Here is a 14150-nt window from a genome sequence, read left to right as displayed (position 1 = left end):
CAGAACCGAGGAGTGTCACGCATGGGCATCATCATCTGGTTGATCGTTGGCGGCATCGTGGGCTGGCTGGCCAGCATCATCATGCGTCGCGATGCACAGCAGGGGATCATCATGAACATCGTGGTCGGCATCGTCGGCGCGTTGATCGCCGGCTGGGTGTTCGGCGGCGGGATCAACCAAGCGATCAATCTGTGGACGTTCCTGTATTCGTTGATCGGCGCGGTCATTCTGCTTGCGGTCGTCAATCTGGTCACCCGCGGCCGCGCACGCTGACGCATCACCGCGACACTACGCGCCAACGCCCGGTTCGCCGGGCGTTTTACGTTTTGCGGCCGCATGCGCATCGCATGGCAAGCGAACCGATGAGATTGCCAATCTGCGTGTCGGTCGTCGCCATGACCGGAGGCGATCATGCCTGCGTCGGCTCCAGCGCGATCCAGGCGGGCGCATGATCGCTGGGACGCTCCCAGGTCCGTGGTGTGCGATCGATACCAGCAGCACGTGTGCATGCCTTCAGCGCATCGGACACCAGAGTCAAATCGATACGTAGGCCGAGATCGCGGCGGAAGCCCGCCTGACGATAATCCCACCAACTGAAAATACCGCCATCGTCATGGTGCAGGCGAAAGCCATCATGCAAGCCCAGCTCGAACAACTTGCGCAGCGCGCTACGTTCGGCGGTGGAGGTGAGAATGTGGTCATCGCTCCACACCAGCGGATCGTGTACGTCGCGCGCGTCTGGCGCGATGTTGAAATCGCCCAGCACCAGCAAACGCGGATAGCGTTGCAGCTCGACGGCGAGCCAGGCATGCACGGCCTGCAGCCAGCGCAACTTGTAGCTGTACTTGTCGCTTCCCACATCCTGACCATTGACCACGTACAGGTTGACGATGCGCAGATCGCCCACGGTCGCGGCGATGGCGCGTTTCTGCTCGTCTTCCAGACCCGGCACACCGATCTGCACATCGCGCAGCGGCGTGCGCGACAAGATTGCCACGCCGTTGTAGGTCTTCTGTCCGGCAAATACGCTGCGATAACCGACTTCAACCAGCGCCGCATCGGGAAACTTGTGGTCCTCCAATTTGGTCTCCTGGATGCCCACCACATCTGGCGCGAACGCATCCAGCCACTGTTGCAAGTGCGGCAGGCGCACGTTGAGCGAGTTGACGTTCCAGGAGGCGATTTTCAAAGGAAATCCAAGACGAGGAGCCGGCCACTATTCTGACCGCAGCCGCCGCAACGGCCAAACGCGCAAGCGCCGGGCCGTTCAGTGCCGCGCGCAGCACTGTGCGAACAGCCCAGACGCCAGGCTTAGCGCCTGCTGGCGCTGCGCCTCGTTCAGCCCATCGAGCAGTTCCTCGGCATCGACCAACTGCTCCGGCGGCGGAAATGGCCGATCCGGCGCCTGCCGCGCGGCCAGCTCCCAAGCCGCAGCATACGGGGGGTCGGCCACTGTCAGCCAAGGCGAGGCCAGCAACTGTGCCAACGCATCGATCGACTGGCGATCACCGTTCAATGCGCGGTCTTCCAGTTGCCTGACCACATCCTCGGCATCGTGCTGGTCGGCGGCGGACAGCGGCTTGAGTTGCCCGTCTGCGGCGACCGCCCGCGCAGCCAGTTGCTCCACCCGCCGCTTCAGCAGGTAACGCTGCGCATCGGCGTCGCCGTGCACGGCGGCGGTACGCAGCATCGCCTCGGCCTGCGCGTCATCGATCTGGGCGACACCGCGACAGGCCACGCGCCGCCGCTGTTCCGCCAGACGGTCCGCCTTGGCGTCCTCGTTGTTGGCCTCATCGCTCCCTGGTGTCAGCATCGCGCTGGGGGCAGGCTCTTGCGCGCGCTGCCGGCAGTCCAGAGCCAGCAGCGCGGTGGCGTACAGACGTTGCGTTTGGCTCGCATCCGCCGGCAACCCCAGCGTGGCGGGCGTAGCAGCGGACACGGAGCCGGCTGCAGGCTCCAACGGTGCTCGCACCGCCGCCGCCGTCGTCGGCAACAACAGGACAGCCGCGAGCACAGCGGAGATCGCCGTCGCGACACCGACACCGAGCCATAACAGTGCAGGACGCGGCAACATCGGTCTACTCAGCGCGCGGCGGCGGCGGCGGCGTAGGCGGCGCGGTCAAACGCCATCGGCTGCGCCTGGCGCAACCGCTCCATGGCATCGGCGGCAGCCTGCTCGCGCAGCTGCAGTTCGATCTGCCCGCGCACCGTCTGGAAACGCGCAGCGGTCTTCGTCTCGAGGTAGATCAAATGGTAACCGTCGGTTCCGCGCACCGGCGCGGATACCTGATTCACCGCAAGCTGGTGGATCGGCGCGACGAACGCATCGGCCAAGTAACGACCAAAGGTCGGCGACAACTGCCCGCCATCGCCAGCGGTGGTGGCGTCGTCCGACTCGCGCATCGCCAGGGTGGCGAAATCGGCGCCGCCATCGAGCTGGCGTTTGAGCGCTTCGGCACGCTGCAGCGCCTGCGCATCGGTCAAGACATGTCCGGCTCGCGCACCGTTCTGTGGATGCAGTGCGACGAACAGGTGGCGCAGATCGTATTCGGTGTAGTCATCCGGATGCGCCGCGAACTGCTTGCGCAACATCGCTTCGTCGATCTTCGCATTGGTGACGAGCCGAGCCTGTGCGGCCTCAGCCAGGATCGCGTCGGCAGCCTGGCGCAGGCGCGCGGCCACAACTGGATCATCCTGCAGGTGTTGTTGCTTGGCCTGGTCCAGCAGGATGGCGCGGTCGGCAAAACGGCGGACGACGGATGGATTGTCGATGCCGGCGACGCCGCGCGCGCCTTGGCCTGCCAGGGCGCGGTATTCGCTGGCGGTGAACTGCTGTGCGCCCACCCGCAGCACTACCGGATCAGCGGCAGCGTGCTCGGCGACAGGCGCGGCGAGGGTGGCGAATGCGGTCAGCGCACAGACGGTCAGCGCGGCGGACTTGGCAAAGAAAACGGACATGCGCTTCTCCTGAAAATGGTCCACGCGCGGCGCCGGAGCGCCGCGGTCGGGGGAGGCGGTCGACCGGATGGTCGACCGCCCAGGTCATGCAAAGCAATCAGTCGTGCTTGCCACGCGCTTGCAGGTAGGCGATCGCTCCCTTCGGATCGTCGGTGGTGATCAGGCCGAAGGATTCCTGGTTGACGATGAAGTCGAGATCACCGCGGTTATCAGCGGTATCGCGGCCGCCCGGATAGGAGAAGTACAGGTCAGACAACTGATAGCAGCACGCACCTGTGTTCTTGAAGAACATCCCCTCGCGCGGACCGTCCGGAATCGTCTGGAACACGGACAGACGCGCACCGCTCTCGCGCACCAAATCGGCCTGCTTCTGCAGTAGACCGCCGAGCTGCTTGACGTCGATCTCAATCGGCTCTTTGGTATCCAACCAATCGGCGACGGCTTTGTCGACATCGATCTTCGCCAGCATGTTGGTCGTGAATATCGGGATGCCAACCATCGCGCTGCCATCGACTCTGTAAGCCGCGCGGCTCGGGTACAGGGTGGCGTTGACCTTGGTTGCCACGAAGCTGGGCGACGCCACCGAGAACGCGGCTTCGGCGTCATGCGACACTGCGCGGACCGCGTCAGCGGACTTGATATCGAACACGATCGGCGTATGCAGGCCGTGCTGCTTGTAGTAGGCGAACACGGCAGACACGCTTGGAACTGTATAGTTAGTCGTCGTCCTGCGGTCGGGGGTCAGCAGCAACAGACGCCTCACCACCGGCCACCGAACCATATTGACCCGCGGGTTGTCGCCCTCGTTGGTAATCGGGCTGTACTTGGTTTCGCCGACTCGTGAGGTCCAGATGTTGGTGGTGCGGCCGAGGTTATAGTCGTGCATCAACACTGGCACGCCGTCGCTGGTGATCTTGACGTCCAGCTCCATACCGTCCATGCACTGCGAGTCGGCGGCCTGCATCGAACCGAGCGAGTTTTCCGGCGTGTCGAGCATTCTCTCTCCTGCGGCGCGGCCCCATAGGCCGCGGTGGGCAAGCACGATGACGTCGCCGCTGCTGTCGGGGAACAAAATGTTGCTCATCTTGGTGCCGACGGTGTCGGTGCATTTAGCCAACGCCATCTGCGGCAGGGCCGCCATGACCACCAGGACGCCGAGCACACGGCAGGAACGCGCCAGGGGCGAGGGAACGAATGGGATCTTATTGGGTTGTGTCCGGTTCTGAGGGAAAGGAGAGACACGGGCACGAGCCGCTGTCAGGTCGACGCAGGCGGCAGCTCGTTTGCTGCGCTCCGCACGCACGTTTCGCGCAGGAGCCTGAGCCACCGTGATCGGCGGTGGCATCATAAAAAAACCTAACACCTCGCTATGAATTATTTATTTCCACAAGGAGACGCAAAAAAGAAAATGCTAATGGCCGCATATATTCCGCTACGAAGCCAGTCACACTGGAATCACCGACACGGAATATGAGGCGGAACACGAGCAGGTAAGATGTCGTGAAGCCAATATGCTGCGCACGACGAGCCAGGGACGCCTCTGCGTATCGCGAGCCACTCAATAGCAGCTCAGTAACTACAGCACCTCTGCTGGCGCGGCACTTTGGCTATGTCAGCGTAAAAGAAGCGTGAGCATGCGCGCGATCCGCGCGTAGGGTGGTTTCAGCAGATCGGTACCGGCCCAACGCGACTGCCACAGAATCGGCAAAGCTTTGCTGAAAGCATCGAAGCCGGCGCGGCCATGGTATGCACCCATGCCGCTCGGGCCGATACCGCCAAACGGTAGCGCATTGGCCGCGAAATGCAGCAGGCTGTCGTTGACGGTGACACCGCCAGCGAGCGTGGCATGCAAGATGTTTTCGATCTGGTCGCGGTCATGACTGAAGGGATACAGCGCCAGTGGCCGGTCGCGGCCGTTGATCTCAGCGATGGCGGCGTCCAGCGTGTGATAGCCGCGTAACGGCAGGATCGGGCCGAAGATCTCCTCCTGCATCACCAGTGCATCGTCGCAAGGCTGAAGCACCACGGTGGGCACGATCAAGCGTTCGCGCTCAGCACGAGTGGGATCGATGCTGGCCAGTTCAATCACCTCCAATCCACGCGCGCGCGCATCGTCCAGGTAACCGCGCAGGCGTCGGTACTGACCTTCGTTGACGATGCGCGTGTAATCCTCGGCGTTAGCGAAATCGCCGTAGCGCGCCAGCACCTGCGCACGCAGCGCCTGTACCAGCGCCGCGATGCGATCAGCATCAATCAGCACATAATCCGGGGCGATGCAGGTTTGTCCGGCGTTGAACCATTTGCCAGTGGCCAGGCGCGCGGCGGCCTGTTCCAGCGGATAGTCCGGGCAGACGATGGCTGGCGATTTACCGCCCAACTCCAGGGTCAGCGGCGTCAGATGGGGCGCGGCCGCCGCCATCACCTTGCGCCCGACCGCAGTGGAGCCGGTAAACACCAAATGGTCAAACGGCAAGGCGGCGAACGCAGCGCCTATCTCAACGCCACCCAGCGCCACCGCCACCCGCTGCGGCGGGAACACCTCGGCCAACAGGGATTGCAGAAATTGCGCGGTGCGCGGGGTGTGTTCGGATGGCTTCAGATAAACATGGTTGCCGGCGGCGATGGCGGTGGCCAACGGGATCAGCGCCAGATTGACCGGATAGTTCCACGGCGCGATCACCCCAACCACACCGACCGGCACCAGCCGCACTTCCGCGCGCGCCGGCCACAGCCGCCAGCCGGCACCAATCCGTTGCGGGCGCATCCAGCGGTTGAGGTGACGCAGCAGGTGGTCGATTTCGCCGAGCACGGTCATACCGTCGGCAAGTAGCGACTCGTGGCGCGAGCGGTGGCCGAAATCGGCAGCGATGGCATCGGCCATTTCCGGCAAACGCCGTTTCAGCGCGGCGCGCAGCCTGAGCAGATCATCGCGACGCTGGCTCCGCTCCGGCTTGGCAGCCTGCCAGGCCGCGCGCAGACGTTGCAGGGTGGCTGGCAAGGCGGCCAGCGGCGTGTCGGCGGCATCGGCAACAGGTGTGAGCATGGGCGCACTATACGATGCGCTATCGGTAGAGATGACATGAAGCCGCTGCCATCGTGTTTCCATGCGGACAGCACCGCACACACGACGACGCCGGCGCAAAGGCCGGCGTCGTGTGCAACCACTTTGGCGAAGATCGTGCTTTGGCGCGGGTCAGTGCGCCGATCCGCGCGAAGCGCCCAGACCTGTCTCGGCGCGGACCTGCTGCGCCTTGAATGCCGCACGCTCCTTGGCCGCCTGCGCGCTGCCGTCCAACAACGAGAACAGCCAGATGCCAACGAAACCGATCGTCACCGAGAACAACGCTGGCGAGGTATACGGGAACGGCGCCGAGCCGGTGGCATTGCCCAGCGTGTCCACCCATACCGACGGCGACAGGACGGTCAGCACCAGCGAGGAGATCAGGCCCAGGAAGCCACCGATCACCGCGCCACGGGTGGTGCAGTCCTTCCACAGCAGCGACAGCAACAGCACCGGGAAGTTGGCCGAGGCGGCGATGGCGAACGCCAGCGAGACCATGAAGGCAACGTTCTGCTTCTCGAACACGATGCCCAGCAACACCGCAATCGCGCCCAACGCGATGGTGGTGATGCGCGACACCTTCAACTCCGAACCAGGCGCGGGCTGACCCTTCTTCAGCACCGTGGCGTACAGGTCATGCGACACCGCCGAAGCGCCGGACAGGGTCAGGCCAGCGACCACCGCCAGAATGGTGGCGAAGGCCACTGCGGAGATGAAGCCCATGAACACGTTACCGCCCACCGCATTGCCGACCAGCACCGCCGCCATGTTGGCCGCGCCCTTGCCGCCGTGGATGGTGCCGGTGGCGACATCGGCGAACTGCGGGTTGGTCAATACCAGGGCGATCGCGCCGAAGCCGATGATGAAGATCAGAATGTAGAAATAGCCGATCCAAGTGGTGGCCCACAACACCGACTTGCGCGCCTGTTTGGCGTCGGGCACGGTGAAAAAGCGCATCAGAATGTGCGGCAAGCCAGCAGTGCCGAACATCAGCGCCATGCCGAAGGAGATCGCCGAGATCGGATCCTTGACGAAACCGCCAGGGCCCATGATCGCCAGGCCAGCGCTGGCCGCCTCCTCCGGCGAAGCGCCACCATTGGCCGCCACCGCCGTCTTCACCCGCACGCCCTCGGCGAACAACGCTTCGAAGCTGAAATGGAAGTGCCACATGATCGCCACCGCCATGAAGGTCACGCCGCTCAGCAGCAACACCGCCTTGATGATCTGCACCCACGTGGTGGCAGTCATGCCGCCGAACAACACGTAGATCATCATCAGCACGCCGACCAGGCTGACCGCCACCCAGTAGTCCAAGCCGAACAGCAATTTGATCAACGCACCGGCACCGACCATCTGCGCGATCAGATAGAACAACACCACCACCAAGGTGCCGGCGGCGGCGAAGCCACGGATCGCAGCCGGTGCGAAACGGTAACCGGCCACGTCGGCGAAGGTGTACTTGCCGAGGTTGCGTAGGCGCTCGGCCATCAGGAAGGTCAGGATCGGCCAGCCCACCAAGAAACCGATCGCGTAGATCAGGCCGTCGTAGCCATTGGCCATCACCGCCGCAGTGATGCCCAGAAACGAGGCCGCCGACATGAAGTCGCCGGCAATCGCCAGACCGTTCTGGAAGCCGCTGATACCACCGCCGGCGGTATAGAAATCCGCGGCCGAGCGAGTCTTCTTGGACGCCCACTTGGTGATCCACAAGGTGCAGGCGACGAAGAATGCGAACATCGCAATCGCCACCCAATTGGTCGGCTGCTTGTCGGTCTGGCCAACATCGCCACCAGCCGCCAACGCCACGCCTACTGGCAACAGCGTGGCCAGCAACATCACAGGCATTCGCATAACTCTGTTCATGAGCGGGCGTCCTCAAGGATCTGCGCGGTCAGCCGGTCGTAGTGGCTGTTGGCACGGCGCACGTAGATGGCGTTGATGATGATCGTGAACACCATGACCCCAATGGCAATCGGAATGCCGATGGTGGTGACACCGCTGCCGATCGGCTGTGCCAGGAACGCCTTGTCGAACGCAATCAAGCCGATGAAACCGAAGTAGACCAGCAACATCAGGATGGTCAACGTCCAGCCCAACGCATTGCGCTGGCGCTTGAGCGCGTGGTATTTCGGATCGGCGTCGATCTTCGCAATCAACGCCTCGTTGGAGATGCTCATGTGGTGCCTCCCGGGAAGTGACCACGACAGACGGATCAGACGCTGTACGTGGGTTGGGTAAACCGCAAGTAATGTTCGTCGACTCTACAACCGCACTCGTTTCGCGCTGGCCGCCCCTCCGTTCGGCACCGACACTCCTCCAATGACCGGTTACTAGAGATTACCGTGAATACGCGGCAAACGCCTGGTGCCGACCAGGGCGATTAGAGTGATGCCGTCGATACTATGGATTCTTCAGCGGTAGACAGCCGGGGCCCTGTTGGCCAGTAGAGTCCATTGCGCCGACTAACGCGGTTGACGCGGAATACGTCAGAATGACGTAATTCATTAAGCCGCCCGATATGCGGCGCACACGTTCAATCGCAGAGGGAACCATGGCCGATCTTTATCCCGTCGATCCGCACGTCGCCACCCGCGCACGGGTCGACAAGACTCGATACCAAACCCTGTACCGGCAATCGCTGGAACAGCCAGAGGCGTTCTGGGGCAAGGTAGCCGAGCGCCTGGACTGGTTCAAGACTCCCACCCGGATCAAGGACGTGAACTTCGCCCTGGATGACTTCCGCATCCGTTGGTTCGACGACGGCGAGCTCAACGCCAGTGTCAATTGCCTGGACCGGCAACTGGCCAGACGTGGCGACAAAACCGCCTTGTTGTTCGAGCCTGACAGCCCGGACGTCCCATCCTACCGGGTCAGCTACCGCGAACTGTACGAACGCGTCTGCCGGCTCGGCAACGCGCTGCGCAACCTCGGTGTGCAGAAGGGTGACCGCGTCACCATCTACCTGCCGATGATCCCCGACGCAGCGGTGGCGATGCTGGCCTGTGCACGCATCGGTGCGATCCATTCGGTCGTGTTCGGCGGCTTCGCCCCCAACTCCATCGCCGACCGGGTGATCGACTGCAGCAGCAAGCTGATCATCACCGCCGACGAGGGCCTGCGCGGTGGCAAGAAGATCGCGCTCAAGGCCAACGTCGATGCAGCGCTGAAACTACCCGGCACCACCAGCGTGGAGACTGTCCTGGTGGTCCGCCACACTGGCGGCGCGGTGAACATGCAGGCCCCGCGCGACCGCTGGTTCCACGACGTGGTCGACAACCAGCCGGCCACCTGCGAACCCGAGCGCATGAACGCGGAAGACCCGCTGTTCATCCTCTACACCTCCGGCTCCACCGGCAAACCGAAGGGCGTGCTGCACACCACCGCAGGCTACCTGCTGTACGCGGCCTACACCCACGAGACCGTGTTCGACCTGCGCGAGGACGACATCTACTGGTGTACCGCCGATGTCGGCTGGGTCACCGGCCACAGCTACATCGTCTACGGCCCCCTGGCCAACGGCGCCACCGCGCTGATGTTCGAGGGGGTGCCCAATTACCCGAGCGTGTCGCGCTTTTGGGAGGTCATCGACAAGCATCAGGTCACGCTCTTCTACACCGCCCCGACCGCGATCCGCGCGTTGATGCGCGAAGGCGATGCGCCGGTGAAAAAGACCTCGCGCAAGAGCCTGCGTCTGCTCGGCAGCGTCGGCGAGCCGATCAACCCCGAGGCCTGGCGCTGGTACTACGACGTGATCGGCGACGGTCGCTGCCCGATCGTGGATACCTGGTGGCAGACCGAGACCGGCGGCATCCTGATTACCCCACTGGCCGGTGCCACGGACCTCAAGCCCGGCTCGGCGACACTGCCGTTCTTCGGCGTGCAGCCAGCACTGGTGAGCGCCGACGGCCAAATCCTGGAAGGCGCCACCGAGGGCAACCTGGTGCTGCGCGACTCCTGGCCGGGACAGATGCGCACCGTCTATGGCGACCACCAGCGCTTCATCGACACGTACTTTCGCACTTATCCAGGCACCTACTTCACCGGCGATGGCTGCCGCCGCGATGCCGACGGCTACTACTGGATCACCGGCCGCGTGGACGATGTCATCAACGTCTCCGGCCACCGCATCGGCACCGCCGAGGTGGAAAGCGCGCTGGTCGCCCACCCCAAAGTGGCCGAGGCGGCGGTGGTCGGTTTTCCGCACGACATCAAGGGCCAAGGGATCTACGCCTATGTGACCCTGGTTGCAGACGAGCATCCCAGCGAGGCACTGCACAAAGAACTGGTGGCCTGGGTGCGCCAGGAAATCGGCCCGATCGCCACGCCCGACCACCTGCAATGGGCGCCGGGCCTGCCGAAGACGCGTTCGGGCAAGATCATGCGGCGCATCCTGCGCAAGATCGCCGAGAACGCGCCCGATCAGCTCGGCGACACCTCCACCCTGGCCGACCCCTCGGTGGTGGACTCGCTGGTCAACGAACGCCTGACACGCTGAGCCGCACGCGACGCTAGGACGCGAGAAACGGGGTGCGTCGCACGGCGCCCCCGCTTCCGGGGTTGATGCGTCGCCACTGCGCTCTCTTGCCGATTCTCCCCGCTCATGCCGACCCTGCTGATCGCCGACGACCACCCGCTGTTTCGCGAGGCACTGCGCGGCGCGATAACGCGAGTGATGCCGGGCGTGCAACTGTACGAGGCCGATAGCGTCGAAGCGTTGTATGCGCTGGCCGACCGCCATGCCGATGCGGACCTGTTGCTGATGGATCTCAACATGCCCGGCGCGCAGGGTTTCAGCGCACTGGTGCAGATTCGCGCGCTGCATCCGCAATTGCCCGTGGTGGTGGTGTCCGCGCGCGAAGAGCCGACGGTGATGCGACGCGCGCTGGACCATGGCGCCTTCGGTTTCATACCCAAATCGGCCGACTCGGACACCATCGGTCTGGCCTTGCGCACGGTCCTCGACGGCGAACGCTGGGCACCGCCAGAGGCACACGACGCACCGCCCACCGAGCGCGCCGAACGCGAGGTCGGGCAACGTCTGCGCGAACTGACTCCGCAACAAATACGGGTACTACAGATGCTCGGCGCTGGCCGTCTCAACAAGCAGATCGCCTACGACCTGAGCGTCTCCGAGGCCACGATCAAGGCGCATGTCACCGCGATCCTGCGCAAACTCGGCGTCACCAACCGTACCCAGGCGGTGCTACTGGCCGGCAAGCTGGCGATCGACAGCGACGCCATCGTGCTGCCACCGGAAGAAGATTGACCGCGCTGGCGAAAAGCTAACACGCTGTCTGCGGCGACGACCGCCGTCTGGCCGAAGGCACAAACAGTAAGAGTTACCTCGCAGCGTCGGTCCGGAAAACAGCCTCCTGCTGCACGCGCGGCAACGCAACCATACAGACCGATGGACGGCCAATAGCGTCTGGATCTCCAGCGCACTGGATCTGACCAACGCGGATCCTGCCAGCCCACGGAGGCTCGCCATAACGGCAGGTCCACGACGCGGCAGCGGTCACGATTCACCCCACTGGAATGAGCTGCGAGTCGGCTGCAATAGCGCTCGCACACGGACGCGTTCTATCGCTGCATCCATCGCGGCCTTGAATGGGGCGACTGACCCCACTACGCCATTCACTTCTCGCCCCATGGCGTGTGACGCATCAGGGATAGCGGATTAGGCATATGCCCATGTCCAAGCCACGCCCCGGCCGCTATACCAATCACTCGACATGGATTTTCGGATCAAACCACCTCCATGACATATCCGATTACCACATGCCATGCGACCGCACCTGCTTCTACAATAAATCAAGGGACATAATCAAATGCTAAAAATCAAATGTGGCGCTTTTTTGAAAGCGATAGCTTGTGCCACGGTCTTCCTTCCGCTTGTTTGCCACGCAGACAATATTGCAGCCGTGGATTTTATTCTCAACAAGGACGACAACACGAAGATTGATATGCCATTGACGATAGAGAGCGATCCGGGCGACAGTGCTTCGGTGCGTTGGAGCTATATTTTTACACCATATAGCAACGAAAAATCTGGCGGAGCCACCACAGGCTATATTGGGCTGCAACGCAACAAAGGAATCAAGCAAGTTGAATACGGAATCTACAATGCCAGCAATGCGATTGCAGGATCAGGAGCAAAGATTGCCACACTAGATGAGACTGGTAAAAAGATTTCACTGAACTTCGATTGGAAGTTGCAGAAAAAATATGTTCTAAGGATCGAAAAGGATCAGAATAGCCACGATGCTGCGCTGCAGTGGTGGAAGGCATCCATCATTGATATCCCCGGAGAATCCTCTACATATCTTGGCAGTATCGGTATCGATAAGAGGATGAAAAATACCACGGGTTACATAAACGGAACGTCTTATTCGCTTGATGATAAGGCGGACTGCGAAACCACTCCCTATGCACGCGCAAGATTCGACTCACCCCAATCCGATGATGGCAAGGGCAAGGTCAGGTTTGTCGATCCATGGACCATGTCTGCCAACGAACCTCCATGTGCATTGATGAAAAAATCCGGTGCCATCAAAAATGTAAACGTAGGCGTTCGATCCGACGTCGATGGAAGTGGCGTGGTGCAACAGATCGGACTGAGCCAGGGTCCACAGAAATGGGGATGGTTTGATAAAAAAGGAACCGTCGGTTCCATCTTCAAGACAGACGATAGCAAACCCAGATATTTCCAGTTGCTTACTCCAACTTACTCGGATTACCCGAGCGGCGATTCGAGCAATAAAATTTGGAAGTACCTGAGTACCACTGAGCCTTTCTACAACGGACCCTCGTTCCATACCTGGAGCGAAAACGACCGCAAAGGCAAGCCCGGTGATCTCTATGCATCCTTCATCAATCCCGGAACGACGTATTACTTCACGCGAAAGACCTCCGAAAGCCAGAGGCACTGGTACTACCCAAGCACGCCATCCGACAATGAAGATTGGCATTACGTCGGAACCAATATCAATACATACAAGCCAAATTAATTCAGTCCGTTGATGGGCGCGGGGCGTTTCAACGCCCCGCGTCATTGCGTCTGGATTTTCTCGGGGCAGACAGGGAACCGGATGCATTACCGCACGCATGGCAGCGAACCGCGCGATCGACAGCGTCCAACCGAGTTCCGCCTGCTACCGACAGCAGCAAACAGATCGACGCACTGCCGGGCTCGCACCGTTGCCTGTCGGGGTGCGCTTGAGTCCGCAGACATGGAGATACGACACATCGCTGCCCACCATCGCGCCAACTGCGATGATGCCTTCGTATAGCGATGGCTATAAAAATCAGCGCCAGGTTCGCGTGCATTCGAAGTGTGTTGGATGCTGTTAACCGCTGTTAGACTGCGCGTCCCCTTGGGGAGTAGCCTGCTGTCCGACCTGCGCGGACAGCGCCCGTATCAACATACTCGGCCGTTGCGCCGTGGTGCGGGCAGCCATCTCGGTTGGCGAGACCAGCGGCGAGTGCGCAAGGCGATGGCCGGGCGCGCGCACTCGTCGCTGTCGCCAGTCCCGGTAAGGTCCCCCATGTCGTTTCTTTCGATTCTGTTACTCGGCATCGCCATGTCCACCGATGCCTTCGCCGCCGCCGTCGGTAAGGGCGCGGCCATGCAGCGCCCGTGCTGGCGCGATGCGCTACGCGCGGGCCTGATCTTCGGCTGTATCGAAGCACTCACCCCGGCGCTGGGCTGGCTACTTGGTCAGGCCGCGTCCAAGTACGTAACTACCTTCGATCACTGGATCGCCTTCGGCCTGCTCTGCGCGCTTGGCCTGCACATGATCGTCGCCGGGCTCAGGAAGCAGACACAATCCGCCGTCGATCCCACGCCCAAGCGCCACGGCTTCTGGAATCTTGCCGTCACCGGCTTTGCCACCAGCATCGACGCGATGGCGGTCGGCGTCGGCCTGGCCTTCCTCAATGTCAACATCATCGAGGTCGCCGCCGTCATCGGCCTGTGCACACTGACCATGGTGACCCTGGGCATCATGCTCGGTCGCGTCCTCGGCACGCTGGCCGGCAAGCGTGCCGAAATCATCGGGGGCGTGCTGCTGATCGCGATCGGCTGCACCATCCTCTACGAACATCTGCACGGCGCGGGCTGAGCGTCACGACA

The 14150-nt window shown here is 62.3% G+C and carries 12 protein-coding genes; 5 read left to right on the top strand and 7 right to left on the bottom strand.

The genetic code is table 11. The features are described from left to right. The first annotated feature begins 21 nt into the window (after positions 1-21). Positions 22-273, top strand: a complete 252-nt coding sequence (locus tag XALGPE39_RS00740; RefSeq protein ID WP_045726576.1) for a GlsB/YeaQ/YmgE family stress response membrane protein — start codon at positions 22-24, stop codon at positions 271-273. 136 nt (positions 274-409) lie between these two features. Here XALGPE39_RS00740 and xth read toward each other — a convergent pair whose 3' ends face one another. The 7 genes from xth to XALGPE39_RS00705 all read right to left on the bottom strand — a co-directional run bounded on the left by xth (position 410) and on the right by XALGPE39_RS00705 (position 8196). Then, positions 410-1189 carry an exodeoxyribonuclease III gene (gene xth, locus XALGPE39_RS00735; RefSeq protein WP_045726575.1) on the bottom strand — a complete coding sequence of 260 codons (780 nt, stop codon included), beginning with the start codon at positions 1187-1189 and terminating at the stop codon, positions 410-412. A gap of 78 nt (positions 1190-1267) precedes the next feature. Continuing rightward, positions 1268-2074 carry a hypothetical protein gene (locus XALGPE39_RS00730; protein WP_052689946.1) on the bottom strand — a complete coding sequence of 269 codons (807 nt, stop codon included), beginning with the start codon at positions 2072-2074 and terminating at the stop codon, positions 1268-1270. 8 nt (positions 2075-2082) lie between these two features. Next, positions 2083-2958 carry a peptidylprolyl isomerase gene (locus XALGPE39_RS00725; protein WP_045726574.1) on the bottom strand — a complete coding sequence of 292 codons (876 nt, stop codon included), beginning with the start codon at positions 2956-2958 and terminating at the stop codon, positions 2083-2085. Positions 2959-3055: 97 nt separating this feature from the next. Beyond that, complete coding sequence (locus XALGPE39_RS00720) at positions 3056-4099, bottom strand: glycerophosphodiester phosphodiesterase family protein (RefSeq protein ID WP_152624933.1); 1044 nt, start codon at positions 4097-4099, stop codon at positions 3056-3058. 471 nt (positions 4100-4570) lie between these two features. Next, positions 4571-6001 carry a coniferyl aldehyde dehydrogenase gene (locus tag XALGPE39_RS00715; RefSeq protein ID WP_045726573.1) on the bottom strand — a complete coding sequence of 477 codons (1431 nt, stop codon included), beginning with the start codon at positions 5999-6001 and terminating at the stop codon, positions 4571-4573. Positions 6002-6151: 150 nt separating this feature from the next. Beyond that, positions 6152-7882 carry a cation acetate symporter gene (locus XALGPE39_RS00710; RefSeq protein WP_045726572.1) on the bottom strand — a complete coding sequence of 577 codons (1731 nt, stop codon included), beginning with the start codon at positions 7880-7882 and terminating at the stop codon, positions 6152-6154. Then, positions 7879-8196, bottom strand: a complete 318-nt coding sequence (locus XALGPE39_RS00705; protein ID WP_045726571.1) for a DUF485 domain-containing protein — start codon at positions 8194-8196, stop codon at positions 7879-7881. Before XALGPE39_RS00705 ends, XALGPE39_RS00710 begins: the two co-directional genes overlap by 4 nt. 374 nt (positions 8197-8570) lie before the next feature. On the opposite strand from XALGPE39_RS00705, the gene acs reads away from it, so the two are divergent. From acs to mntP, 4 genes are all read left to right on the top strand, one after another. After that, entirely contained in the window at positions 8571-10514 is a 1944-nt protein-coding gene (gene acs, locus XALGPE39_RS00700) for an acetate--CoA ligase (protein WP_045726570.1), read from the top strand. Between the two features lie 105 nt (positions 10515-10619). After that, positions 10620-11285 carry a response regulator transcription factor gene (locus tag XALGPE39_RS00695; RefSeq protein ID WP_045726569.1) on the top strand — a complete coding sequence of 222 codons (666 nt, stop codon included), beginning with the start codon at positions 10620-10622 and terminating at the stop codon, positions 11283-11285. Between the two features lie 562 nt (positions 11286-11847). Then, entirely contained in the window at positions 11848-13026 is a 1179-nt protein-coding gene (locus tag XALGPE39_RS00690) for a hypothetical protein (protein ID WP_045726568.1), read from the top strand. A gap of 537 nt (positions 13027-13563) precedes the next feature. Beyond that, entirely contained in the window at positions 13564-14139 is a 576-nt protein-coding gene (gene mntP / locus XALGPE39_RS00685; RefSeq protein ID WP_045726567.1) for a manganese efflux pump MntP, read from the top strand. The last annotated feature ends 11 nt before the right edge of the window (positions 14140-14150 follow it).

Origin of the sequence: Xanthomonas sp. GPE 39, assembly GCF_000963005.1 — a bacterium.
In the GTDB taxonomy this organism is placed as follows: Bacteria; Pseudomonadota; Gammaproteobacteria; order Xanthomonadales; family Xanthomonadaceae; genus Xanthomonas_A.
This window is presented reverse-complemented; position numbering and strand designations above follow the sequence as displayed.

Excerpts from the sequence above, each read along its gene's own strand:
- XALGPE39_RS00695 (WP_045726569.1), top strand. The coding sequence starts at position 10,620 with ATGCCGACCCTGCTGATCGCCGACGACCACCCGCTGTTTCGCGAGGCA.
- XALGPE39_RS00715 (WP_045726573.1), bottom strand. The coding sequence starts at position 6,001 with ATGCTCACACCTGTTGCCGATGCCGCCGACACGCCGCTGGCCGCCTTG.
- XALGPE39_RS00730 (WP_052689946.1), bottom strand. The coding sequence starts at position 2,074 with ATGTTGCCGCGTCCTGCACTGTTATGGCTCGGTGTCGGTGTCGCGACG.
- mntP (WP_045726567.1), top strand. The coding sequence starts at position 13,564 with ATGTCGTTTCTTTCGATTCTGTTACTCGGCATCGCCATGTCCACCGAT.
- XALGPE39_RS00725 (WP_045726574.1), bottom strand. The coding sequence starts at position 2,958 with ATGTCCGTTTTCTTTGCCAAGTCCGCCGCGCTGACCGTCTGTGCGCTG.
- acs (WP_045726570.1), top strand. The coding sequence starts at position 8,571 with ATGGCCGATCTTTATCCCGTCGATCCGCACGTCGCCACCCGCGCACGG.
- XALGPE39_RS00690 (WP_045726568.1), top strand. The coding sequence starts at position 11,848 with ATGCTAAAAATCAAATGTGGCGCTTTTTTGAAAGCGATAGCTTGTGCC.
- XALGPE39_RS00710 (WP_045726572.1), bottom strand. The coding sequence starts at position 7,882 with ATGAACAGAGTTATGCGAATGCCTGTGATGTTGCTGGCCACGCTGTTG.
- XALGPE39_RS00740 (WP_045726576.1), top strand. The coding sequence starts at position 22 with ATGGGCATCATCATCTGGTTGATCGTTGGCGGCATCGTGGGCTGGCTG.
- XALGPE39_RS00705 (WP_045726571.1), bottom strand. The coding sequence starts at position 8,196 with ATGAGCATCTCCAACGAGGCGTTGATTGCGAAGATCGACGCCGATCCG.
- XALGPE39_RS00720 (WP_152624933.1), bottom strand. The coding sequence starts at position 4,099 with ATGGCGGCCCTGCCGCAGATGGCGTTGGCTAAATGCACCGACACCGTC.